This window comes from Micromonospora sp. IBHARD004 (assembly GCF_052814115.1).
Genome location: NZ_CP199934.1, coordinates 127876 through 150968, shown reverse-complemented (window position 1 = coordinate 150968; position 23093 = coordinate 127876). Strand labels below are relative to the sequence as shown.

Annotated in this window: 19 protein-coding genes; 13 read left to right on the top strand and 6 right to left on the bottom strand. The window is 75.0% G+C overall.

Annotated elements, in window-relative coordinates; translation table 11 throughout:
• The first annotated feature begins 177 nt into the window (after nt 1-177).
• The 11 genes from ACTWO6_RS00695 (at nt 178) to ACTWO6_RS00645 (ending at nt 16542) form a co-directional block, all read left to right on the top strand.
• Nucleotides 178-2019, top strand: a complete 1842-nt coding sequence (locus ACTWO6_RS00695; RefSeq protein WP_446217699.1) for an ABC transporter — start codon at nt 178-180, stop codon at nt 2017-2019.
• Nucleotides 2016-3701 carry a GTPase gene (locus ACTWO6_RS00690; RefSeq protein WP_446217698.1) on the top strand — a complete coding sequence of 562 codons (1686 nt, stop codon included), beginning with the start codon at nt 2016-2018 and terminating at the stop codon, nt 3699-3701. Before ACTWO6_RS00695 ends, ACTWO6_RS00690 begins: the two co-directional genes overlap by 4 nt.
• 86 nt (nt 3702-3787) lie before the next feature.
• Entirely contained in the window at nt 3788-5011 is a 1224-nt protein-coding gene (locus ACTWO6_RS00685) for a hypothetical protein (protein ID WP_446217697.1), read from the top strand.
• A 312-nt stretch (nt 5012-5323) separates the two neighbouring features.
• Nucleotides 5324-5731 (top strand): NUDIX hydrolase, encoded by a 408-nt coding sequence (locus tag ACTWO6_RS00680; RefSeq protein ID WP_446217696.1) that lies wholly within the window; start codon nt 5324-5326, stop codon nt 5729-5731.
• Between the two features lie 466 nt (nt 5732-6197).
• On the top strand, nt 6198-6659 hold the full coding sequence (locus ACTWO6_RS00675) for a hypothetical protein (RefSeq protein WP_446217695.1): 462 nt from the start codon (nt 6198-6200) through the stop codon (nt 6657-6659).
• Nucleotides 6660-7287: 628 nt separating this feature from the next.
• Nucleotides 7288-8466, top strand: coding sequence for a pyruvate dehydrogenase (acetyl-transferring) E1 component subunit alpha (pdhA, locus tag ACTWO6_RS00670; protein WP_446217694.1), 1179 nt, complete (start codon nt 7288-7290; stop codon nt 8464-8466).
• Entirely contained in the window at nt 8466-9455 is a 990-nt protein-coding gene (locus ACTWO6_RS00665) for an alpha-ketoacid dehydrogenase subunit beta (RefSeq protein ID WP_446217693.1), read from the top strand. Before pdhA ends, ACTWO6_RS00665 begins: the two co-directional genes overlap by 1 nt.
• Before the next feature lie 5 nt (nt 9456-9460).
• Nucleotides 9461-10930 carry a dihydrolipoamide acetyltransferase family protein gene (locus ACTWO6_RS00660; RefSeq protein ID WP_446220512.1) on the top strand — a complete coding sequence of 490 codons (1470 nt, stop codon included), beginning with the start codon at nt 9461-9463 and terminating at the stop codon, nt 10928-10930.
• Between the two features lie 222 nt (nt 10931-11152).
• On the top strand, nt 11153-11290 hold the full coding sequence (locus ACTWO6_RS00655; protein WP_165823299.1) for a hypothetical protein: 138 nt from the start codon (nt 11153-11155) through the stop codon (nt 11288-11290).
• Nucleotides 11291-11639: 349 nt separating this feature from the next.
• Nucleotides 11640-14591, top strand: coding sequence for an LppU/SCO3897 family protein (locus ACTWO6_RS00650; RefSeq protein ID WP_446217692.1), 2952 nt, complete (start codon nt 11640-11642; stop codon nt 14589-14591).
• A gap of 118 nt (nt 14592-14709) precedes the next feature.
• Nucleotides 14710-16542, top strand: coding sequence for an NHL domain-containing thioredoxin family protein (locus tag ACTWO6_RS00645; RefSeq protein WP_446217691.1), 1833 nt, complete (start codon nt 14710-14712; stop codon nt 16540-16542).
• Nucleotides 16543-16582: 40 nt separating this feature from the next.
• On the opposite strand, the gene ACTWO6_RS00640 is transcribed toward ACTWO6_RS00645, so the two are convergent.
• Genes ACTWO6_RS00640 through ACTWO6_RS00630 form a run of 3 tightly spaced genes read right to left on the bottom strand, consistent with a single transcriptional unit; the run spans nt 16583 to nt 18864 of the window.
• Nucleotides 16583-17332: a LamB/YcsF family protein gene (locus ACTWO6_RS00640; RefSeq protein WP_446217690.1), complete on the bottom strand. Its 750-nt coding sequence runs from the start codon at nt 17330-17332 to the stop codon at nt 16583-16585.
• Nucleotides 17316-18233 (bottom strand): 5-oxoprolinase subunit C family protein, encoded by a 918-nt coding sequence (locus ACTWO6_RS00635; RefSeq protein WP_446217689.1) that lies wholly within the window; start codon nt 18231-18233, stop codon nt 17316-17318. Before ACTWO6_RS00635 ends, ACTWO6_RS00640 begins: the two co-directional genes overlap by 17 nt.
• Before the next feature lie 7 nt (nt 18234-18240).
• Nucleotides 18241-18864, bottom strand: coding sequence for a 5-oxoprolinase subunit B family protein (locus tag ACTWO6_RS00630; protein ID WP_446217688.1), 624 nt, complete (start codon nt 18862-18864; stop codon nt 18241-18243).
• A gap of 108 nt (nt 18865-18972) precedes the next feature.
• Between ACTWO6_RS00630 and trhA the strand changes: the two genes are divergently transcribed.
• A complete protein-coding gene (trhA, locus tag ACTWO6_RS00625) occupies nt 18973-19650 on the top strand; it encodes a PAQR family membrane homeostasis protein TrhA (RefSeq protein ID WP_446217687.1) in 678 nt (225 codons plus the stop codon).
• A gap of 61 nt (nt 19651-19711) precedes the next feature.
• On the opposite strand, the gene ACTWO6_RS00620 is transcribed toward trhA, so the two are convergent.
• Nucleotides 19712-19999: a DUF6458 family protein gene (locus ACTWO6_RS00620; protein ID WP_446217686.1), complete on the bottom strand. Its 288-nt coding sequence runs from the start codon at nt 19997-19999 to the stop codon at nt 19712-19714.
• A 116-nt stretch (nt 20000-20115) separates the two neighbouring features.
• On the opposite strand from ACTWO6_RS00620, the gene ACTWO6_RS00615 reads away from it, so the two are divergent.
• The gene (locus ACTWO6_RS00615; RefSeq protein WP_446217685.1) at nt 20116-20652 is read left to right on the top strand and encodes a SixA phosphatase family protein; all 537 of its coding nucleotides are present in this window, start codon (nt 20116-20118) and stop codon (nt 20650-20652) included.
• A 42-nt stretch (nt 20653-20694) separates the two neighbouring features.
• Here the strand turns inward: ACTWO6_RS00615 and ACTWO6_RS00610 are convergent, their stop codons facing one another.
• Together ACTWO6_RS00610 and ACTWO6_RS00605 are read right to left on the bottom strand one after the other, a co-directional pair.
• Nucleotides 20695-20964: a DUF6458 family protein gene (locus tag ACTWO6_RS00610; RefSeq protein ID WP_067300694.1), complete on the bottom strand. Its 270-nt coding sequence runs from the start codon at nt 20962-20964 to the stop codon at nt 20695-20697.
• Nucleotides 20965-21233: 269 nt separating this feature from the next.
• Nucleotides 21234-23090 carry an acyl-CoA dehydrogenase gene (locus tag ACTWO6_RS00605; RefSeq protein WP_446217684.1) on the bottom strand — a complete coding sequence of 619 codons (1857 nt, stop codon included), beginning with the start codon at nt 23088-23090 and terminating at the stop codon, nt 21234-21236.
• Between the last annotated feature and the right edge of the window lie 3 nt (nt 23091-23093).

Here is a 23093-nt window from a genome sequence, read left to right as displayed (position 1 = left end):
GCCCGTTGGGTTCCGGCGGGTCTCGCCAGCAGCGATCCCACCACAAGTTGAGTGAACTGGACTCAATAGTGCCACGCCCCCCGGAAACCGCAAGTCGAGGTTGAGTCAACCCGACGCAACCCGACCGTTATTACCGTCCGGTTGTCTTCCCTTGCATCGGTCGGGCACGCTTTAGCGGTGACGACGCATGGCGATCCCGCCACCCATTCCGGCGCGCCCGCCGTCGCAGCCCGCACCGGACCGCCGGACGCCGGGGAGGCTCCGCCCGGCACCACCGGGGACGGCCTGTCCGTCGATCTCGCCAACCTGCGGGCCGCGATCGGCGCGGCCCGGTTCCCGCTGGCCCTGCCCGCAGCCGAGCCGGCCCGGCACGCTGCCGCCGGCCTCACCGCCCAGCTCGACGACTACCTGCTGCCCCGGCTGGCCCGGCTCGACGCGCCGCTGCTGGTGGTGGTCGGTGGCTCCACCGGGGCCGGCAAGTCGACCCTGGTCAACAGCCTGGTCCAGGCGCGGGTGAGCGCCGCCGGCGTGCTCCGCCCCACCACCCGCTCCCCGGTGCTGGTCTGCAACCCCACCGACTCCGCCTGGTTCCGCCGGGGCGAGCTGCTGCCCGGCCTCACCCGCACCAACGAGCCGAGCGAGAACCCGGGCACCCTGCACCTGGTCACCGCGCCTGCGCTCCCCGCCGGGCTGGCCTTCCTCGACGCGCCCGACATCGACTCGGTGGTCGACGCCAACCGGGCCCTCGCCGGCCAGCTCCTGGCCGCCGCCGACCTCTGGCTCTTCGTCACCACCGCCGCCCGGTACGCCGACGCCGTCCCCTGGGAGCTGCTGCGCAGCGCCCGCGCCCGGGGCGCGGTGATCGCCATGGTGCTCGACCGGGTGCCCCCGGAGGCGGCCGACGAGATCGCCGCCCACCTGTCGGAGATGCTCGCCGCCCAGGACCTCGGCGCGGCGCCGCTCTTCGTGCTGCCGGAGACCTGGGTCGACGGCCAGGGCCTGCTCCCCGACAAGGTCACCGCCCCGCTGAGCGCCTGGTTCTCCCGGCTCGCCGCCGACGCCGACACCCGGTCCGCCGTGGTCCGGCAGACCCTCGACGGGGCGCTCGCCGCCCTGCGCCCCGCCGTCGACGGGCTGGCCGACGCCGCCGACGAGCAGGTGGCCGCCGCCGACGCGCTCGACGAGCGGGTCCGGGCGGCGTACCGGGGGGCCCGACGGACCGTCGAGCAGGGGCTCAAGGACGGCCGGCTGCTCCGGGGCGAGGTGCTGGCCCGCTGGCAGGAGTTCGTCGGCACCGGCGAGTTCTTCCGCACCATGGAGGCGCGGATCGGTCGGCTCCGGGACCGGCTGGTCGCGGCGGTGACCGGGCGCCCGGCGCCCGCCGCGGAGCTGCGCAACGCGATCGAGTCGCAGCTGGTGACCCTGCTGCGCGGGGTCGCCTCGGAGGCGGCCGAGAACGCGTACACCGGGTGGAAGGCGCATCCCGCGGGGGCGGCGCTGCTCGACCCGCCGCTCGCCCACGCCTCCGACGACCTGGCCGAACGCGCCGAGCGGCTGGTCCGCGACTGGCAGCGCGGAGTGCTGGACCTGGTCCGCGAGGAGGGCGGCGACCGCCGCTTCGTGGCCCGGACGGCCGCGTACGCGGTGAACGCCACCGGGCTGGCCGTGATGATCGCGGTCTTCGCCTCGACCGCCTTCATCCCCACCGGTCTGGAGGTGGCCACCGGCGCCGGCACCACGGTCGCCGCGCAGGCGGTGCTCCAGGCGATCTTCGGCGACCAGGCGGTGCGCAACCTGGCCAACAAGGCGCGGGGGGACCTGCTCGACCGGGTCGGCGCGCTGCTCGAGGAGGAGGCGGCCCGCTACCTCGACCGGACGGCGGCGGCCCGCCCGGCCGCCGAGACCGGCGCCACCCTGCGCCGGGCCGCCGCCGAGGTGGAGATGGCCCGGCACCGCAGCGGCCTGTCCCGGAGCGACGGGCCGGTGCTGCCGCCGACCGGGACCGGTGAGGCCAGATGAGCAACCTCGTCGGCCGGGTCCGCGAGGCGTTCCGGGGTGACCAGCGGGTCGACCCGGACGCGCTGATCGCCCGGCTGGACGCCGTGCAGCGCTTCCTCCGCGCGGTGGACGGCCAGGTTCCGGACGCCCGCCTGGTCGCCGCGCACACCGTCGTCGAGCGGGCCGGCACCCGACTCGCCCTCTCCGGCGACCACACCGTGGTCGCCCTGGCCGGCGCCACCGGCAGTGGCAAGTCCAGCCTGTTCAACGCCCTCGCCCGGTTGGAGCTCTCGCCGGTCGGCGTACGGCGGCCGACCACCGGCGTGGCGCACGCCTGCGTCTGGGGGCAGCTGGGCGGCGCCGGTCGGCTGCTCGACTGGCTCGGCGTGCTGCCCCGGCACCGGTTCGTCCGGGAGAGCGCGCTCGACGGCGACGACGAGTCCGGCCTGCACGGCCTGGTCCTGCTGGACCTGCCCGACTTCGACTCGGTGCAGCGGACCCACCGGCTGGAGGTGGATCGGCTGCTCGGCCTGGTCGACCTCGTGGTCTGGGTGGTCGACCCGCAGAAGTACGCGGACCGGGTGATCCACACCAGCTACCTGCGCGAGTTCCACCGGCACAAGGACGTCACGGTGGTCGTGCTCAACCAGGCCGACCGGCTGCCCCCGGCCGAGCTGCCCCGGGTCCTGGCCGACCTGCGCCGGCTGCTCGACGCCGACGGCCTGGACGGGGTGCCGCTGCTGCCCACGGTCGCGGTCGACCCGGCCGGGATGGTCGGTCTGCGCGAGGCGCTGGAGCGTACGGTCGCCGAGCGGCAGGCAGCGCTGCGCCGGCTGGCCGGCGACGTGGACGCCGTGGTGGCCGAGCTGGAGCCGCTGGTCGGGGTGGAGCCGCCGCGTACCGGGCCGGACGACGCGTCGGCCCGGGAGCTCACCCGCGCGATGGCCGGAGCGGCTGGGGTGCCCTCGGTGGCGGAGGCGGTCGAGGGCGCGTACCGGCACCGGGCCGGCGGGACGACCGGCTGGCCGCTGGTCAAGGGCTGGCGCCGACTGCGGCCGGACCCGCTGCGCCGGCTGCACCTGCCGGGACCTCCCGCGGACGCCGACGCGCCCGCGGAGAGCCTGGTCGCGGCGACGTCCGTACCGGATCCGACCGCCGCGCAGCGCTCGGCGCTCAACCTGTCCATCCGCGCGGTGGGCGACCGGTCCGGCGCCGACCTGCCGGCGCCCTGGCCGACCGCGGTGACCGCCGCGGCCCGGTCCCGGCTCGGCGACCTGCCCGACGCGCTGGACCGCGCGGTGGCCGGCACCGACCTGGGGATGGACCGGCGGCCGGCCTGGTGGCGGGTCGTCGGGGCCCTCCAGTGGCTGGTCACCGTCGCCGCGCTGGCCGGGCTGGGCTGGCTCGCGCTCGGCTACGCCCTGCGGGCGCTCGGCCTACCGTCACCCGAGTACCCGAGGGTGGGCGAGGTCCCGCTGCCGACGGTGCTGCTCCTCGGCGGCCTGCTCGCCGGGCTGCTGGTGGCGGCGCTGACCAGACCGGTGGTCAGGTGGGCGGCGCGGCGGGCCCGCCAGCGGGCGGAGAAGCGGCTCACCAGCTCGGTGGGGACGGTCGGCGAGGAGTACGTGCTGGTCCCGGTGCGGTCCGTGCTGGCCCGGTACGCGCAGGCCCGCGAGGCGCTCGGGGACGCCGCCCGCCGCTGATCGCCTCGGCGACGACCCGGCCCGTCACGGCGAGGCGCGCCGCGCTGGCAGGTGTCCCGGCCGGGCCGGCGGCGTAGGGTCGGTGCATGGCCACGCCACAGACCCCCTACGAGGCGGTGCTGCACGCCGCCCGCGACGTGACGAGGCTCGACTGCGCCCTCGACGCGGAGATGCTCGGCGCCGCGCTGCTCGGCAGCGTGTACGCCGTCGCGGAGACCGACCGGGAGAACGCCGTCCGGGAGTTCGTCACCGGCTTCCTCGCCGCCACCTCCCGCCGCCGCAGCGCCGCCGCCACCACCATCCGCGCCGTCTTCGCCGCCCTGGTGCCGGGCGCCGAGGGCGCCGGCCGGATCCGCCCCGGCGCGCAGGCGCCGGCCTGGGCCGGCCAGCTCGGCCGGGTCCACCTCACCGGCGTCTGGTCCTACGGCGACGTGTACGGCGACCAGACCTCCTACCTCGCCACTTTCGCGTACGACGAGGAGGAGGGTGGCCCGGAGCACGCCCTGGTGGCCCTGGTCGACCACAACATCGGCATCACCAAGGACGTCTTCGTCGGCGGCCCGGCCGAGCGGATCCTCGAACAGGTCCGGCAGATGTGCACCGAGGACGAGCTGACCTGGTTCCGCACCGAGGAGCCGGCCCGGATGCGCGGGGAGGTGGCCCGGCACCTGGCGGTCACCGACGATCTGGGCGAGCTGCCGGCCGCCGGCTCCCTCGCCACCGACCGGGCCCTGGTCGGCGCGCGGCTGGCCGTGCTCCCCGCACCGGCCCGGCCGAGCGGCGACCCGGCCGCTCCGCCGCTCACCGACCAGGAGCGGACCCGGCTGGTCCGGGGCTTCCTCGGCTCGCCCGAGGCCGCCCGGTTCGGCCTGGACGCGGTGGCCGACGCCGAGCTGGCCTCGCTGCACTTCTGCCTGGGCCTGCTGCTCGACCACGCGCAGAGCTTCCCGGACACCGACCCGATGCGGTGGAGCCCGACCGTGGCCGAGCTGTTCCTGCTCGACTGGGTGCACCGGCGGGCCGTGCTGGACATGGACGACGCGGCCATGCTGCCGCGGGTGCTCCGCGGCTGGGCGGCGTACGCGGCCCGGCAGCGGGGGCTCCCGGAGGCGGCGGCCGGCCGGACGGACGAGGCGATCGAGGAGATGGTCCCCGAGTTCGCCCGGCTCTACAGCACCGGGGAGCGGCGCAGCCCCGCCACCGCCGCCGTCGCCCAGTTGATGGCCGACGGCGTCGACCCGGACGACCCGGCCGCCCTGGACGCCTGGATCGAGGCCAACCGCCACCGCCTCACCGACGACCCCGCCTGACCCCCGCCCCGCCGGGGCGCGCTCAGGGCTCGGCGAGGGCGAGGCGGCGGGGGGCGACGTCGACGGTGAGGCGTTGCCCCCAGCTCAGGGCCAGCCGGTCGGCGCCGGCGAGCCGGCCGGCGGTGATGCTCACCCCGTCACCGGGGACGGCCACGCCTCGCGGACGTACCAGCAGAGCGCCTCCTCCTCCGGGGCGGGCGGCCGCGGCGCACCCGGACGGTCGCGCGCGATGGACGCGCACCAGCCGGTCGCCCCCGTACCGCTGCCGATCACGGCCGGCCGGACCGGGACCCACGCGGCCGGGTGGTCACGGTGGCCTGGCTGGCGCTGCTGCCGGACCTGCCGACCCCGGTGGCCGGCAGCGACGCCGCCTCCGCCGACTGGCTGCCGGTCTCCCGGCTCACCCCCGGGCAGCTCGCCTTCGACCACGACCGGATCCTCGCCGACGGGCTGGAGCGGGCCCGGGCCAAGCTGGAGTACACCCCGCTGGCCAGCGCGTTCTGCCCGCCCGAGTTCACCGTGGCGCAGCTGCGCACGGTCTACGAGACGGTTTGGGGCATCCGCCTGGACCAGCGCAACTTCCACCGCAAGGTCACCGGGACACCCAATTTCGTCGAGCCGGTCGGTCGCGCCACCGAGGACGAGCGCGGCCGGCCCGCACAGCTCTTCCGGCGCGGTCCGGCCGCCCTGCTGCACCGGCCGATGCTCCGTCCACAGTGACGGCACCGCCCCGCCCGACGCCTCCCACGCCTGATCTGCGGCGCGATTCGGCTCAGCGCCCCACGCCCACTCCGCCGCCCACATCGGAGCCGAGGGCGGGGAGCAGCTCGGCGCAGCGGGGCGTCAGCGCGGGTCGACCGCCACCACGCCGGCCGGCGCAGCTCCGGAACCGGCCGGTACCGGCGAGCACCGCGGCGACGGGACCGGCACGCGCGGGGCGTCGACCGGCGGTCCGCTGGCCGGCGGGGCCGGTAGAGCCGGGGTGCGGGCGGGCCGGGCGGGCGGAAGGCCACCGAAGTCCGCCGGGCCGGACGCCGGGCCGGACGGCGACGCGGGCGGTTCGGGCGGCCCGGGCGGCGCGGGCGGCGGCCCGGGCGGCGCGGGCGGATCGGACGGCGAAGCGCTGCCACCGGGAGCCGGGGGGGCGCTTCGGCTCGGCACCGGGGGCGGCGGGGTGAGGATGATCGTGGGCAGCGGCAGGGGCAACCGGTCCGGGCGCGACGAGCGGGTCGGCGTCGGGCTGGGTGAGGGGGTCGGTGCCGGGCTCGGCGACGCGCTCGGCGCCGGCGGCTCTCCGCCGCTGGCGGAGTGGGTGGGGCGGGTCGCTCCGGTGGGAGGTGCCTGGGGGACCGGTGGCCGGGGCCGTATGCCCCACGCCGAGTCGGACGCCACCGGCGGGGCGGGGGCGGCGGCGACCTCCGGCACGCCGGGACGGGTGACCAGCGGGGCGGGACCGGTGGTGGACGTCACCTCGGGCTGGCTGGTCGCGGGCAGCGGGATCACCACCGGGCCGACCGAGGGCGTCGGAATGAACGGCGTGCTGTTGTCCGGGAGTGCGGTGCTGCCGACGGTGGCCGACCCGGTGCTGATGGCGGCGAGGATCGGCATCGACGCGGTGCCGGCGAGCAGCGCGACCGTGAAGAGGTAACCCCGGCTCGGGCCGCCCAGTCCGGGCGCCCGGTGCGCCCCGACCACCCGGCGGTAGCCGGCGCCGGGGGCCGCGCCATGGCGGCCGAGGAGCGGAGTTCCGGGACCCTCGGCTGGCTCGGACACCGGCACACTCCTCGTCGTCGACATCGGCGGGACCGTCGGTGGCGCGGGCGTCGGGCCCGAAGCGGACAAACGCCGCTTAACGCTCACCGGACACCAGTCAGCTTGAACCAGTTACGCTCAGTTCACCAGCGGCCACCGCGTGTCGACACACAATTTGTCCGTCACGGTGTAGTCCACCCGGGACAAACAGGCATATCCGTCGCGTAGCCGACGGAACGCCACCGAGGTGGAGGGCCATACTGTGGGACCGCTCACCTCCTCTGCAATCATTCAGGCACGACGGCAACGCAGCCGCTACCTCCGCGCACCCCGCGGCTGGTGCGGTACGGCGCCGGCGCTCCCGAACCGGGTTCGCCCACGAATCCGGCTCAACGCCGCGCGGCAACCCTCACCCGGGCTAGGCGCGGCCGCCAGGGACCAGCCCGGCAGCAGCCGGGCGGCGCACGAGTTGCGCGGCACGGGTCACCCCCCGGCGCTGACGCAGACACGACAGGGAGAGACGGATGGCAAAGGGCGACCCCGGGGTCACCACCCGCGGCCGGCGGGCCACACCCCGTTCCAAGCGACCCGCCACGGCGGGCGAGCCGGAACTCGTACAGCTGCTGACGCCCGAGGGCGAGCGGATCGACAGCGCGATCGGCCCGGACGGGACCGAGTACCGCGTCGACTTCACCGACGAGGAGTACCGCGGGCTCTACCGCGACCTCGTGCTGGTCCGCAAGCTCGACGCCGAGGCGACCGCGCTCCAGCGCCAGGGCGAGCTGGGCCTCTGGGCCAGCCTGCTGGGTCAGGAGGCCGCGCAGGTCGGCTCCGGCCGGGCGCTGCGCACCCAGGACATGGCCTTCCCGACCTACCGGGAGCACGGCGTCCTCTACTGCCGGGGCATCGACCCGATCATGCCGCTCGGCCTGTTCCGCGGCGTCGACCAGGGCGGCTGGGACCCCAACGAGTTCAAGTTCAACATGTACACGATCGTGATCGGGGCGCAGACCCTGCACGCGACCGGATACGCCATGGGCGTCCACATGGACGGCAAGACCGGCACCGAGGACGGCGAGGCGGTGATCGCCTACTTCGGCGACGGCGCCACCAGCCAGGGCGACGTCAACGAGGCGTTCGTCTGGGCCAGCGTCTTCAACGCCCCGCTGGTGTTCTTCTGCCAGAACAACCAGTACGCCATCTCCGAGCCGCTGGAGCGGCAGACCCGCGTCCCGCTGTACCAGCGGGCGGGCGGCTTCGGCTTCCCCGGCGTGCGGGTGGACGGCAACGACGTGCTCGCGTCGTACGCGGTGACCCGGCACGCGCTGGACAACGCCCGGCTCGGCCAGGGCCCCAGCCTGATCGAGGCGTACACCTACCGGATGGGGGCGCACACCACCTCCGACGACCCGACCCGGTACCGGATCGCCAGCGAGGTCGAGGCCTGGCAGGCCAAGGACCCGATCGCCCGGATGAAGGCGTTCCTGGAGAAGCAGCAGCTCGCCGACGCGGACTTCTTCACCTCCGTCGACGAGCAGGCCCGCGCCGAGTCGGTGCACCTGCGCGAGCGGGTGCTCGCCATGCCCAACCCGGAGCCGGTGACGATGTTCGACCACGTCTACCCCAACGGGTCCCCCGAGCTCGACGAGCAGCGGGCGCAGTTCAGCAAGTACATGGAGTCGTTCGAGGGGAGCGCCCACTGATGGCCACGGAGACGCTCACCCTCGGCAAGGCCCTCAACACCGGTCTGCGCAAGGCCCTGGAGAACGACCCGAAGGTCGTCATCATGGGCGAGGACGTCGGCAAGCTCGGCGGCGTCTTCCGGATCACCGACGGGCTCCAGAAGGACTTCGGCGACCAGCGGGTGATCGACACCCCGCTGGCCGAGTCCGGCATCATCGGCACCGCGGTCGGCCTGGCCATCCGCGGCTTCCGCCCGGTCTGCGAGATCCAGTTCGACGGCTTCGTCTACCCGGCGTACGACCAGATCGTGTCGCAGGTGGCGAAGATGCACTACCGCTCGCAGGGCAAGGTGCGGATCCCGATGGTCATCCGGATCCCCTACGGCGGTGGCATCGGCGCGGTCGAGCACCACTCGGAGTCGCCCGAGGCGTACTTCGCGCACACCGCCGGCCTGAAGGTCGTCACCTGCGCGAACCCGCAGGACGCGTACTCGATGATCCAGCAGGCGATCGCCTCGGACGACCCGATCGTCTTCCTGGAGCCGAAGCGGCGTTACTGGGAGAAGGGTCCGGTCGAGCTGGACGCCCCGCTGTCGGAGGCGTACCCGCTGCACTCGGCCCGGGTCGTCCGCGCCGGCACCGACGCCACCGTGCTGGCGTACGGCCCGATGGTGCGGACCTGCCTGGACGCGGCGACCGCCGCCGCCGAGGACGGCCGGGAGCTGGAGGTCATCGACCTGCGCTCGCTCTCCCCGCTGGACCTGGCCGCCGCGTACGAGTCGGTGCGGCGCACCGGCCGCTGCGTGGTCGTCCACGAGGCCCCGGGCAACCTGGGCCTGGGCTCGGAGATCGCGGCCCGGATCACCGAGGAGTGCTTCTACTCCCTGGAGTCCCCGGTGCTGCGCGTCACCGGCTTCGACACCCCCTACCCGGCCAGCCGGGTGGAGGAGGAGTACCTGCCCGACCTCGACCGGGTGCTCGACGCCGTCGACCGCACCTTCGGCTGGTGAGCGGCATGTCACGGATCAAGGAGTTCAACCTCCCCGACCTGGGTGAGGGCCTGACCGAGGGCGAGATCCTCGCCTGGCTGGTCAAGGTGGGCGACGTCATCGAGCTGAACCAGCCGATCGTCGAGGTGGAGACGGCCAAGGCGGCGGTCGAGATCCCGGCGAAGTGGGCCGGCCAGGTGCAGGCGATCTTCCACCCGGAGGGGACCACGGTCGAGGTCGGCACGCCGATCATCGCGATCGACACCGACCCGGGCGCCGGCCCGATCGAGGAGTCGACGACCGGTGCGCCGGCCGCCGCGCTGCCCACCCCGTCGGCGGCCTCGCTGGCCGCGGTCGAGGTGGCCCCGGCCGAGGGCGCGGTCGAGCCGGGCCTGATCGGCGGTCCCGCCCCGGGTGGGCGGACCGCCGTGCTGGTCGGCTACGGCCCGCGGACCACGGCGGCGAAGCGCCGGCCGCGCAAGGGCGGCGCTCCCGCCCAGGCGTCGGCCGCGCCGGCCGCCCCGGTCCAGGCCGCGCCGGCTCCGGCGCCGGTCGCACCGGTGTCGCCGGCTCCGGCGGTCAACGGCAACGGCCGGACCGGCGGACCGGTGCTGGCCAAGCCGCCGGTGCGGAAGCTCGCCAAGGACCTCGGCGTCGACCTGGCCACGCTGACCGGGTCGGGGCCGCTGGGCTCGATCACCCGGGAGGACGTACAGCGGGCGGCGAGCGGGACCCCGGCGGCGGCCGAGCCGCTGACGGTCGCGGTGCCGGCCACGGTGGCCGCGAGCTTCGGCGCGGACCGCGAGCAGCGCATCCCGGTCAAGGGGGTACGCAAGCTCACCGCCGAGAACATGTCCCGCTCGGCGTTCACCGCCCCGCACGTGACGGAGTTCCTGACCGTCGACGTGACCCGGGCGATGAAGGCCCTGGACCGGCTCCGGGAGCGGCGGGAGTGGCGCGACGTGCGGGTCTCGCCGCTGCTGCTGGTGGCGAAGGCGGTGCTGCTGGCGGTCAAGCGTCACCCGATGGTCAACTCGACCTGGGCCGGCGACGAGATCGTGGTCAAGGACTACGTCAACCTGGGCATCGCGGCGGCCACCGAGCGCGGCCTGATCGTGCCGAACATCAAGGACGCCGGCCGGCTCTCGCTGCGCGAGCTGGCGGACGCGATGACGGCGCTGGTGCAGACGGCCAAGACCGGGAAGACCTCCCCGGCGGACATGTCCGGTGGCACGCTGACGATCACCAACGTCGGTGTCTTCGGCGTCGACACCGGCACGCCGATCCTGCCCCCGGGCGAGTCGGCGATCCTGGCCTTCGGCGCGGTCCGGGAGATGCCGTGGGTGCACAAGGGCAAGGTGAAGCCGCGCCTGGTCACCACGCTCGGCCTGTCGTTCGACCACCGGATCATCGACGGTGAGCTGGGTTCGAAGTTCCTCCGCGACATCGGGGACTTCCTGGCCGATCCGGAGGCGGCGCTGCTCGCCTGGACCTGACGGTCCTCGACACCAGGCCACGGCCGGTGTGCCACGGGTTAACGCCCGGCACACCGGCCGTTGCCGTTCGAGGAAGAAATCATCGGCTCAGCTACCCGTTGACCTACGATCCGTAGGTCCGTGGTTCAGCTCACCTAATAATCGATGGAAGTTGGCGGCGTTATGCGCTTCAATAGAGACATCAAGGGGCTGACAACCGAATAGCCAGGAGGAGAGACCCAGATGAGCATGATCGAGCGAATCCGCAACCGCCGCGACGCCAACCGCCGTGCCCGCGCCATCGAGCACGCGCTGCGTTCCGCCAACTCGCCCGCGGTCCGCGAGGAGCTTCTCGCCATCGCCCAGCGTCACATGAGCTGACGCTCCTCGACTTTCCTCACCTCCTCCAGTTCGAGGACCCGCCCGGCACAGCCGGGCGGGTCCTCGGCGTTTGGGGGTGCTTGAGACCGGGATTCCACCTCGCCGCACCGCCCGGTACGGTGGGGCTCGGTCGCCACCCATCCGCCCCGGAGCAGATCGCGCCGATAGAAGCCGATCGACACCGTACGGCAACGGTGAGTGACGGCCGGTGCTCCCCGGGCACCTCCGGGCGGCCACCGGATACGGTGCGGGGAGCCCGCACGGCCGGTACCCGCCGGCGACGCCGGCAACCATGCCGACGGTCCCCGATCGGCATCGGCGGCCGACATGTGATGGAGGAGGCGCACCCATGACGTCCGAGGCCCCGCACCGCCCCGGCCAGGAGCCGGGCGAGGTGTCGCCGGGCGCCGGCGGACCGGCGCCGTACGGCGACCACCCGGCGCAGCAGGACAACGGGTACCCCAACGCCCCCGACCTCGGCTGGGCGCCGCCCCCGCCGGCCGGTCGACCGAGTCAGCCCGCCCCCGCCTGGGCCGGGCAGGACGACCAGTCGCCCGCCCCCGCCTGGGGGCAGCCGGGCGGCCAGCCACCGAACCCCGCCTGGGGGGCCGCCCAGGTGCCGCAGCAGACCGAACCGGATGCCTGGGCCGGCTCGCCCCAGCCCGCCTGGGCCGCGCCGGAGCAGGCCGGCCCCGCCTGGGCCGCCGCTTCCGCGCCCGGCGCCAACCCGACCAACCCCCCGGAGCAGGCCCCACCCGCGTGGGCGACGCCCGAGCAGGCCGGCCCCGCCTGGGCCGCCGGGCCGCACGGCGACCAGCCGGCCTGGGCGCAGGCCGCCGACCAGGGCGCCCGGGGCGCGGCGCAGGTGCCCGCCCCCGCCGGGCAGCCGCACGACGACCCGGCCCGCTCCGGCGGCTGGGCCACGCCGACGCAGCAGCAGGACGACCCCGCCCGCTCCGGAGGCTGGAACACGGCTCCCGCCGCTCAGGACGACCGCTCCGGCGGCTGGCCCGTCGGGACCGGGGCGCAGCAGCAGGACGACCCGGCCCGCTCGGGCGGCTGGGCCGGCCCGCCGCAGGACGACCAGCCGGCCTGGGGCCAGCAGGGCGAGCAGTCCGCGCCCGCCTGGGCCTCCGCCGCGCCCACCGCCCGCGCCGCCGCGCAGGTGCCCGCCCCGGCCGGGCAGCCGAACGACGCCTGGGGCACGCCGAACGACCCGAACCGCTCCGGCGGCTGGCCGGCCGGCAACCCGGAGCAGGACGATCCCGCCCGCTCGGGCGGCTGGGCCGCGGGCGTACCGGCCCGGCAGGACGAGGCGGAGCCGGCCCGCGGCTGGTCCGCCCCGCAGCAGGACAACGCCGGCGGCTGGGAGACCGGGCCGCGCGACGGCGACCCGGACCGCTCCGGCGGCTGGGCCGCCGGACGGGCCGCCACGCACGGCGAGCCCGCGCAGCAGCCCGGCTGGGGCGCGCCGGACGACCAGCGTCCGGCCACCGGCTGGAGCGGCGCCGCCGCCGTACCGCAGCAGCAGGACCGGCCCGCCTCGGAGGAGTCGGCGCAGGCCGGCTCCTGGGGCGCGGCCGCCGCCCCGGCGCAGGACGACCGGCCGGAGGCGGGCGGCTGGACGCCGCCGGAGCCCTCGCCGGCCCGTGCCACCGCCTCGGTGCCGTCCCCGGACGGCCCACCGGCCTGGGGCGCCAACCAGGACGATGCGCCGCAGTGGACCCGCGGGGACCGCCCGGCCGTGCCGGACGCCGAGCCGTGGCCGGCCAGCGAGGTGTGGGGCCGGTCCGCCGAGGCGGAAGCCGCCGCACCCCAGTCGCACGGCTGGGAGTCGGGCCGGGCCGAGGAGCCGGCGGCCTACCAGCCGGCACCGGGCCCGGGCATCTCACCCGGGAACGCCGTACCGCTGCCGCCGCAGGAGCAGCGGGTGCCGGGTGCCAGCCTGGCCGCGTCGCCGCCGGCCGACTACCGGCCGCCGGCGCAGTTCGCCCCGGGCACCGAGGCGTCCGCCGAGCCGGTCGGCCGGGACCCGCAGGCGTACGAGTCGGAGCAGTCGGGCGCGGTGCCCGGCTGGGGCCCGGCCGAGGCGTCGCACCAGGAGCCGCAGTCGCCGGCCGGGCCGGTGGTGCCCGCGCCGCGTATCTCCCCGGAGGCCGGCGCCGTCTCCGCCAGCGCGTCGGTGCCGCTGGCCAGCCGGGTGATGCCCCCGACCGACCAGGCGGTGCGGCCCGCCGGCTCGCCGGCCCCGCAGCCCCGGGTGTACGGCCGCCCGACCCGGCCGGAGCCGGAGGAGGCCGCCGGGCAGGACGCCCCGAACGGCTACCCGGAGCAGGGCGGCCAGCGCTTCGACGAGCCCGGCCAGCAGTCCGGCTACGACGACCAGGGCCAGCGCCCCGACGACCGCGGCCAGCAGTCCCGCTACGACGACCAGGGCCCGCAGTCCGGCTACGACGACCAGGGTCGCCCGGCGGGGCCGCACGGCTTCGCCGAGGTGCAGTCCGCGCCGCCGTCGTCGCCCGCGGGCCCGCCGCCGTTCCCGCCCGGCGTGCCGTCCTTCGCGGACCCGGCCGCCAACCACCGTCCCGCCAACGGGGTGCACCCGCACAACGGCGAGCGCCCCGACCCGTTCGGCGGTCCCGGCGGCCACGCCGGTCCGGGTGACCCGTACGGCAGCCCCGGCCAGGGTGACCCGTACGGCGGTCCGGGGCACAACGACCCCTTCGGGGGCCAGGGCGGCCACGGTGACCCGTTCGGGGGTCAGGGTGGCCCGGCCGGTGGCCGCGCGTCGGTCGGGGTGCCGGGCCAGGGGCCGGGAGCGATGCACGAGCAGGGGCCGGGTGGGTTCCCGCCGGCCTTCCCGCCGCCGCCCCAGCAGGCGCCGCCGGCCTGGCAGCAGGGCCTGGGCGGCGAGTCGGAGCAGGGCCGCTTCGACGCGTTCAAGCCCGACGCCGAGCCGAAGACCGAGGCGCCGGCGCCGAAGGTGCGCAACGGGCGGGTGCTGGCCCTCGTGCTGATCGCGGCGGTGCTGATCCTGGCCGTTCCGCTCGGCCTGCTCACGCTCCTCGGCAAGGTCGGCGGCGACGACAACAAGCCGGCGGGCTTCGACCCGGCGGTGGGCTCCTGCGTGAAGCAGTCCGGCGCGGGCGCGGTGGCCGCCGACTGCGGCGAGCAGGACGCCTTCACGGTCGTGTCGAAGGTCGACGCGCAGGACAAGTGCGGCGACCCGACGCAGCCGCACGTGGTGCTGCCGGGCGAGGGGACCAACCGGGTGCTCTGCCTGAAGCCGGCCGGCAAGTAGGCAACCTCATCGACGGCGGGGCCACGGCGATCCGTGGCCCCGCCGTCGTACCCGGGGTGTGATCGAGCCCGCCCGGGTCCCGGCCGATGAGCGGTCCGGCGTCCGGCAGACTGGAGCCATGAGCGCACGAGTACGGGCACCCGAGCTGCGCGGCCGGGGCTGGCTGAACACCGGCGGCAGGGACCTCGAGCTGGCCGACCTCCGCGGCAAGATCGTCCTGCTGGACTTCTGGACCTTCTGCTGCATCAACTGCCTGCACGTGCTCGACGAGCTGCGCCCGCTCGAGGAGAAGTACGGCGACGTGCTGGTCGTCATCGGCGTGCACTCGCCCAAGTTCGAGCACGAGAAGGACGCGGAGGCGCTGGCCGCCGCCGTCGAGCGGTACGGGGTGCACCACCCGGTGCTGGACGACCCCGAGCTGGACATGTGGCAGCAGTACGCGGCGAAGGCCTGGCCGACGCTGTCGGTGGTCGACCCCGAGGGTTACGTGGTGGCCACGATGGCCGGCGAGGGGCACGCCGAGGGGCTGGCCCGGCTGGTCGACGACCTGATCGCCACCCACGAGGCGAAGGGCACCCTGCACCGGGGCGACGGCCCGTACGTCCCGCCGGCCGAACCGGAGACCACGCTGCGCTTCCCCGGCAAGGCCGTGGTGCTCGACGGCGGCAACCTGCTGGTCTCGGACTCGGCCCGGCACTCGCTGGTGGAGCTGGCTCCGGACGGCGAGAAGCTGGTCCGCCGGATCGGCGCCGGTGCCCGGGGCCACGCGGACGGCCCGGCGGAGACGGCCACCTTCTCGGAGCCGCAGGGGCTCTGCCTGCTCCCGGCGCACGTCGCCGAGGTGGCCGGTTACGACGTGCTCGTCGCGGACACCGTCAACCACCTGCTGCGCGGGGTGCGGCTGGGCACCGGCGAGGTGGTCACGGTCGCCGGCACCGGCCGGCAGTGGCGGTCGACCGTTGACGACCACGCGCACGACGCGCTCTCCGTCGAACTCTCCTCCCCCTGGGACGTGGCCTGGTACGACGACAAGGTCGTCATCGCCATGGCCGGCATCCACCAGCTCTGGTGGTTCGACCCGATCCGCCGGACCGCCGGCATGTACGCGGGCACCACGGTCGAGGCGCTGCGCGACGGACCGCTGCCGGACGTCTGGATGGCCCAGCCCTCCGGCCTCTCCGTTTCGGCCGACGGCGCCCGGCTCTGGATCGCGGACAGCGAGACCAGCGCCCTCCGGTACGTCGAGAACGGCGTGATGGGCACCTCGGTGGGGCAGGGTCTCTTCGACTTCGGCCACGTCGACGGGCCGGCCGACCGGGCGCTGCTGCAGCATCCGCTGGGGGTGTGCGCGCTGCCGGACGGCTCGGTGCTGATCGCCGACACGTACAACGGCGCGGTCCGCCGCTTCGACCCGGAGACCGACCAGGTCGCCACGGTGGCGGACGGGCTGGCCGAGCCGAGCGACCTGGTGCTCACCGCCGAGGGTGGGGTGCTGGTGGTGGAGTCCGCCGCGCACCGGCTGACCCGGCTGGCCCCGGGCGCGCTCTCCGCGGCGGGTGCCAGCACCGTGGACGGCCCCCGGCACCGGGCCGAGCGGAAGCCGACCGACGTGGCGGCCGGCGAGGTCACGCTCGACGTGATCTTCACGCCCGCGCCGGGGCAGAAGCTCGACGAGACGTACGGGCCGTCGACCCGGCTGGTGGTCACCGCGTCGCCGCCGGAGCTGCTGATCGAGGGCGCGGGGACGACGACGGACCTGTCCCGCCGGCTGGTGGTCAACGGCGAGGTGGCCGGCGGGGTGCTCCAGGTGACCGCGCAGGCGGCCACCTGCGACGCGGACGTCGAGCACGCCGCGTGCCACCTGACCCGGCAGGACTGGGGCGTCCCGGTCCGGGTGGTGGACGGCGCCGCCACCCGGCTCCCCCTCGTCCTGCGCGGCCTGGACGCCTGAGCGCCGGGCCCGCCCGGGGCGCGGCACGGGCCCCGGGCGGTCAGGCGAACGGGGAGAGGGTGACCCCGGCGTCGATCAACGCGGCCCGGACGAGGGCGGCGGAGGCCACCGCGCCGGGGGTGTCGCCGTGCAGGCAGATCGACTCGACCTGGCAGGGCACCACCCGGCCGTCGACCGCGACCACCGCGCGCTCGGTGGCCATCCGGACGGCCCGGTCGGCTACCTCGTCCGGGTCGGTGACCAGCGCGTTCGCCGCGGTCCGGGGCACCAGTGAGCCGTTGGGCAGGTAGTTCCGGTCGGCGAAGCCCTCGGCGACGACCCGCAGCCCGGCGCCGGCGGCGAGCTGGGCGAGCACCGAGCCGGGCGCGCAGAGCACGGGCAGCTCGTGGTCGTACCCGCTGACCGCGGCGACCAGGGCGGCGGCCTGGGCCTCGTCGCGGGCCGCCGCGTGGTAGAGCGCGCCGTGCGGCTTGAGGTAGCGGACCCGGGTGTGGAACAGCCGGCAGAACGCCTCCAGGGCGCCGAGCTGGTAGGTGACCTCGTCGCGGAGCTCGGCGAAGTCGTACGCGATGTGCCGGCGGCCGAAGCCGGCGAGGTCCCGGTAGCCGACCTGGGCGCCGACGGCGACCCCGCGCTCGGCGGCGGCGGCGCAGACCCGGCGCATGGTGGACGCGTCGCCACCGTGGAAGCCGCAGGCGACGTTGGCGGAGGTGACCAGGTCCAGCAGCGCGTGGTCGTCGCCGAGCCGCCAGATGCCGAATCCCTCGCCGAGGTCAGCGTTGAGGTCCATGGAACCTCACCGTAGTCCCTGGCCGGGCCTGCGCGAGCGGGGTCACGTCGTCCACCACACCCACGACCGGGTAGCCGCCGGTGGTCGGATGGTCGGCGAGGAAGATCAACGGCTGCCCGTCGGCCGGCACCTGCACCGCCCCGAGGACCAGCCCCTCGCTGGGCAGTTCCCCGGTCACCGCGCGGGGCAGGGCCACGCCGGTCAGTCGCGCGCCGACCCGGTTGCTCACCGGGCTGACCTGGTACGCGGTGCCGAAGAGCAGGTCCAGGGCGGCCGGGGTGAACCAGTCGTGCCGGGGGCCGGGGCGCAGGGTCAGCCGCAGCTCGCCCGGGACGGGCGGGGCGACCGTGACGTCGACCGGCGCGGGGTGCCCGACCGGCTCGCCGAGGGGCAGCCGGTCGCCGTCGCGCACCGGGGGCGGGCCGAGTCCGGAGAGCGTGTCGGTGGCGCGGCTGCCCAGCACCGGCGGCACGTCGATGCCACCGGAGACGGCCAGCCAGGTGCGCAGGCCGGCTCGGGGCGGGCCGATCCGCAGCACCGCCCCGGCCGGCAGCGAGAGGGGCCGGCCGACGTCGCCCGGACGACCCACGTCGGGCGACCGCTGGTCGGCCGGCACGCGGTGGATCCGGACCTCGACCTCCGCCCCGGTCAGCGCGACGCAGGCGGCACCATCGAACCGCAGGTCGCAGCCGGTCAGCGTGATCTCCAGCCCGGCGGCGCCCTCCGGGTTGCCGACGAGCCGGTTGGCCAGCCGCAGCGCGGCCGGGTCGAGCGCGCCGGAGCGGGGCACGCCGAGGTGGGCGAAGCCGGGTCGGCCCTGGTCCTGGACGGTGGTGAGCGCGCCGGCCCGGAGCACCTCGATCACGCTGAGCACGCCGGTTCGCGACTGCGGGGCTCGCAAGACCGGCTCACTCCTCGCGCTCACGGGACACCAGCCGTACCCGGGTGCCGGGGGTGAGCCGGGCCGGCGGGTCGGCGTGCACGTCGAAGAGGACGAGGTCGGTCCGGCCGACCAGCAGCCAGCCGCCGGGCGAGGCGGTCGGGTAGATCCCGGCGTACGGGCCGGCGAGCGCCACCGAGCCGGCCGGCACCCGCGGCCGTGGCGTGGCCAGCCGGGGGACGGCCAGCTCGGCGGGGAGCCCGGTCAGGTACGCGAAGCCGGGCGCGAAGCCGCAGAAGGCCACCCGGAACTCGGTGCGCCGTAGCCGGTCGACCACCTCCGGAACGGTCATCGCCCAGTGGCCGGCGACGACGGGCAGGTCCTCCCCGTCGTACACCGTGGGGACCTCGACCGGGTCGACGGCGGCCGTGGTGGTGACCGGCCGCGGGCTCCAGCCGGCGATCAGCGCGGCGGTGGCCGCCGCGTCGGGTACGCCGTCGAGCAGCACGGTGGCGGCGGCCGGGACGATCTCGATGGCGCTCAGCTCGCCGGACTCGCGGCGGCGCCACAGCTCGGCCCGCCATGCCTGCACCTGGTCGGGGTCGTCGCAGTCGAGCAGCAAGGCGTGCGCGCCGACGGGTCGGATCCGCATCCCGCCATACTCGCGGACCGCCCTGGCGACCAGGGTCCACCGGCCGGTCAGGTTGCGTGACGGTCCACACTACTTGAAAGTAACCTACGGTGCCGTAGCCTGATGGGCGTGACCACCTCCGCACCGCTTCGGCTCAAGCCGGTCGACATCGGTAAACCCCGGATGCGCGGCTGGCTGCACACCTACGCGTTCTTCGTCGCGCTCGTCTGCGGCATCGTGCTCTGCTCGATCGCGGCCGCCCGGCCCGGCTGGACGCCGCTGGTCAGCTGCCTCATCTACAGCCTGACCGTCTGCGGCCTCTTCGGCACCAGCGCCCTCTACCACCGGCGGGTCTGGACCGAGCGCGGCTACCAGATCATGCGCCGGTTGGACCACTCGATGATCTTCTTGTTCATCGCCGGCACGTACACGCCGTTCTGCGCCCTGCTGCTGGACACCCGGCATGCCGGCATCATGCTCGGCCTGGTCTGGGGCGGGGCGGTGGCCGGGGTGGCGGTGAAGCTGATCTGGCCGCACGCCCCGCGCTGGGTCTCGGCACCGCTCTACCTGGCGCTCGGCTGGGTCGCCGTGACGATGCTGCCGGAGATCCTGCACTCCGGCGGCGTGACCGCCCTGGTGCTGCTGATCGTCGGCGGCGCGATCTACAGCGCCGGCGCGGTCTTCTACGCGCTGCGCCGGCCCAACCCGTGGCCCACGGTCTTCGGGCACCACGAGTTCTTCCACGCCTGCACCCTGGTCGCGGCGATCTGCCACCACATCGCGATCTACTTCGCGCTCTTCTCCTGACCCGGAGACGGTTCGAGGGCCCCGCGCCGTTGCGGGGCCCTCGAAAACTCTGCGATGCGGCTCAGGCCGGGTAGCCCGGGCGGCGCACCTCGCGGTACTCCTCGCGCACGACCCGGTCGTCCTGCACCGGCACCACCGGCTCTGCCACGACCCGCTGGCGGACCGGGGCGGCGACCACCGTGCGGCGACGGGTGTTCCAGAAGTAGAGGGTGGTGATCAGGCCGACGAGACCGACCAGCATCAGCACCCAGCCGACGACGTTCAGGTCGAGCCATCCCAGGTTGGCGTTGATGGCGAACGCGAAGATCGCGCCCAGCGCGATCAGGAAGATGCTGGCACCGATGCCCATGACGTCGCCTCCTTGGCGTTCAGCTGGCGTTTCCTACCCGCCGCAGCCATGGATGAGGTAGCGGCATCCATCGACTTACCCAGGCGCTCAGATCGCCAATCAGGCAAGCTGTGCCCATGACGGACGGCAGGAACCAGGAGCGGACGCTGGTCTTGCTCCGGCACGCCAAGGCCGAGCAGTCCCAGGACGCCCCGGACGCGGAACGGCCGCTGACGGCCCGGGGGCACGCCGACGCGTCAGCGGCCGGCGCCTGGCTGGCCCGGCACGGGCTGCTCCCCGACGTGGTGCTCTGCTCCACCACCCGGCGGACCCGGCAGACCTGGCACGGCGTGACCATGGGCATGACCGGATCACCGCCGGAGGGCGGACCGGCGGGGTCGGCACCGGTGGTGCGTTACGAGGCAGGGGCCTACGAGGCGCAGCCGGAGGATCTGCTGGAGTTGGTCCGCGGGGTGGAACCCGGTGCGGGCACGGTGCTGCTGATCGCCCACAACCCGGGCGTCTCGCTGCTCTCGGCGCTGCTCGACGCGCAGCGGGCGGATCCGGACGGGCTGCGCACCACCGACCTGGTGGTGCACCGTCCGACGACGCGCTGGGCGGAGCTCGCCCCGGGCGGCGCGCCCATCACCGCCCGGCACACCGCACGCGGCTGAGGTGCGGGGAAGGGGCCGGCCACGGGCCCCTTCCCGGCCGGATCAGGACGGCGGGGCCGTCGGCGGCGGCGGGTCGGGCGGCGGCGGCATCATCGCGGTCGGATGGGAGAGCCGGTTCTCCTCCACGATGAGCGTGCGGGCCCGCTTACGCCGGTCCTGCCAGAACCAGAGCGTGGTGAGCAGGACGGCCAGCCCGGCCAGGATGAACACCCAGCCGACGGCGCGCAGGTCGATCCACCAGACGTTGGCCCGGATGGCGAAGGTCATGATCGCGCCGAGCGCGATGAGAAAGATGCCGCTACCTATGCCCATGTGCGCTGCACTCCCCCGTGCGGTGGCCCTTGGGCGTGCCCTGACGTCGTCCGCGACGGTTACCCGCCCCTTGGCGGCCCTACCCGGCCGGCCCACGCCAATCCCCGGCCGACGACCGGCCCGGCGTGCGGCAGGGCGGGGGTGTGGGAACGGGACGGACACCGCGACACGCCGCAATCCGCCCCGGACGGGCCGGGCGGGAAGACGGCGGCGGCCGGCGAGCGTGTGCTCGCCGGCCGCCGGTCGTCACTGCCGGGTCCCGTCGGGGATCAGAAGGCCTCCTCCGGGAGGTCCATGATCTCCAGGTCGGCGCCCTCGATGATCCGCCGGTCGGCGCCGATGCGGGGCAGCACCTCGCGGGCGAAGAACCGGGCGGCGGCCACCTTGCCGGTGTAGAACGCCTTGTCGGCGGCGGAGACCTCGCCGGCCAGGGCCTTCAGCGCCACGTCCGCCTGCTTCTGCAGCAGCCAGCCGACCACCAGGTCGCCGATCGCCAGCAGGAACCGGCGGCTGCTCAGGCCGACCTTGTAGAGGCTGCGCGCGTCGCCGGCCTGCGCCTCGCCCAGCCAGCCGGTCATCACGCCGAGGATGTTCTGGATCTCGGCGAGCGCCTTGCCGAGCGCCTGCCGCTCCTCCTTGAGCTGGCCGTTGCCGGCCTCGGAGGCGATGAACTCCTGGATCTCGCCGGCGACCGCCATCAGGGCCTTGCCGTTGTCCCGGACGATCTTCCGGAAGATCAGGTCGAGGCTCTGGATCGCCGTGGTGCCCTCGTACAGGGTGTCGATCTTGGCGTCCCGGACGTACTGCTCCAGCGGGTAGTCCTGGAGGAAGCCGGAACCGCCGAAGGTCTGCAGCGACTCGTGGCCGAGCAGCTCGTACGCCCGCTCCGAGCCGACGCCCTTGACCAGCGGAAGGAGCAGGTCGTTGACCCGCTTCGCCAGCTTGGTGGCCTTCTCGTCGCCGGCCGCCTCGGCGATGGCGACCTTGTCCTGCCAGGACGCGGTGTAGCAGACCAGCGCCCGCAGGCCCTCGGCGTACGACTTCTGCAGCAGCAGCGAGCGACGCACGTCGGGGTGGTGGGTGATGGTCACCCGGGGAGCGGTCTTGTCGGACTGCTGGATCAGGTCGGCGCCCTGCACCCGGTTCTTGGCGTACTCCAGGGCGTTCAGGTAGCCGGTGGAGAGGGTGGCGATCGCCTTGGTACCGACCATCATCCGGGCGTACTCGATGATCATGAACATCTGCCGGATGCCGTCGTGCTTCTCGCCGAGCAGCCAGCCCTTGGCCGGTACGCCGTGCTCGCCGAAGGTCACCTCGCAGGTGTTGGAGACCTTCAGGCCCATCTTGTGCTCGACGTTGGTGGCGAAGACGCCGTTGCGCTCGCCCAGCTCGCCGGTCTCCTCGTCGAAGTGGTACTTCGGCACCACGAAGAGGGAGAGGCCCTTGGTGCCCGGGCCGCCGACGCCCTCGACGCCGACCGGACGGGCCAGCACGTAGTGGACGATGTTGTCGCTCAGGTCGTGCTCACCGGAGGTGATGAAGCGCTTGACGCCCTCGATGTGCCACGAGCCGTCCGGCTGCTGGACCGCCCGGGTCCGACCGGCGCCGACGTCCGAGCCGGCGTCCGGCTCGGTGAGCACCATGGTGGAGCCCCACTGCTTGTCGATGAAGAGCCGGGCCCACTTCTTCTGCTGCTCGGTGCCCTCGACGTGCAGCACGTGCGCGAAGGACGGGCCGGAGGCGTACATCCAGATCGGGGCGTTGGCACCGAGCACCATCTCGGCGAGCGACCACCAGAGGGCGCGCGGGGCGTTGGTGCCGCCGAGCGCCTCGGGGAGGTCCAGCCGCCAGAACTCGGAGTCCATGAACGCCTGGAACGATTTCTTGAACGACTCCGGCAGCGGCGCGGTGTGCGTCGCCGGGTCGAAGACCGGCGGGTTGCGGTCGCTGTCCGTGTAGCTGGCGGCCAGGTCCTCGCGGGCCAGGCGGTCGACCTCGGAGAGGAAGCTGCGGGCGGTGTCGACGTCCAGGTCCGTGTACGGCTCCTGGCCGAACGTCCGGTCCGCCCCGAAGACCTCGAACAGGTTGAACTCGAGGTCCCGAAGATTGCTCTTGTAGTGGGTCATGCT

Excerpts from the sequence above, each read along its gene's own strand:
- ACTWO6_RS00690 (WP_446217698.1), top strand. The coding sequence starts at position 2,016 with ATGAGCAACCTCGTCGGCCGGGTCCGCGAGGCGTTCCGGGGTGACCAG.
- ACTWO6_RS00685 (WP_446217697.1), top strand. The coding sequence starts at position 3,788 with ATGGCCACGCCACAGACCCCCTACGAGGCGGTGCTGCACGCCGCCCGC.
- pdhA (WP_446217694.1), top strand. The coding sequence starts at position 7,288 with ATGGCAAAGGGCGACCCCGGGGTCACCACCCGCGGCCGGCGGGCCACA.
- ACTWO6_RS00665 (WP_446217693.1), top strand. The coding sequence starts at position 8,466 with ATGGCCACGGAGACGCTCACCCTCGGCAAGGCCCTCAACACCGGTCTG.
- ACTWO6_RS00660 (WP_446220512.1), top strand. The coding sequence starts at position 9,461 with ATGTCACGGATCAAGGAGTTCAACCTCCCCGACCTGGGTGAGGGCCTG.
- ACTWO6_RS00655 (WP_165823299.1), top strand. The coding sequence starts at position 11,153 with ATGAGCATGATCGAGCGAATCCGCAACCGCCGCGACGCCAACCGCCGT.
- ACTWO6_RS00650 (WP_446217692.1), top strand. The coding sequence starts at position 11,640 with ATGACGTCCGAGGCCCCGCACCGCCCCGGCCAGGAGCCGGGCGAGGTG.
- ACTWO6_RS00645 (WP_446217691.1), top strand. The coding sequence starts at position 14,710 with ATGAGCGCACGAGTACGGGCACCCGAGCTGCGCGGCCGGGGCTGGCTG.
- ACTWO6_RS00640 (WP_446217690.1), bottom strand. The coding sequence starts at position 17,332 with ATGGACCTCAACGCTGACCTCGGCGAGGGATTCGGCATCTGGCGGCTC.
- ACTWO6_RS00630 (WP_446217688.1), bottom strand. The coding sequence starts at position 18,864 with ATGCGGATCCGACCCGTCGGCGCGCACGCCTTGCTGCTCGACTGCGAC.
- ACTWO6_RS00620 (WP_446217686.1), bottom strand. The coding sequence starts at position 19,999 with ATGGGCATCGGTGCCAGCATCTTCCTGATCGCGCTGGGCGCGATCTTC.
- ACTWO6_RS00615 (WP_446217685.1), top strand. The coding sequence starts at position 20,116 with ATGACGGACGGCAGGAACCAGGAGCGGACGCTGGTCTTGCTCCGGCAC.
- ACTWO6_RS00610 (WP_067300694.1), bottom strand. The coding sequence starts at position 20,964 with ATGGGCATAGGTAGCGGCATCTTTCTCATCGCGCTCGGCGCGATCATG.
- ACTWO6_RS00605 (WP_446217684.1), bottom strand. The coding sequence starts at position 23,090 with ATGACCCACTACAAGAGCAATCTTCGGGACCTCGAGTTCAACCTGTTC.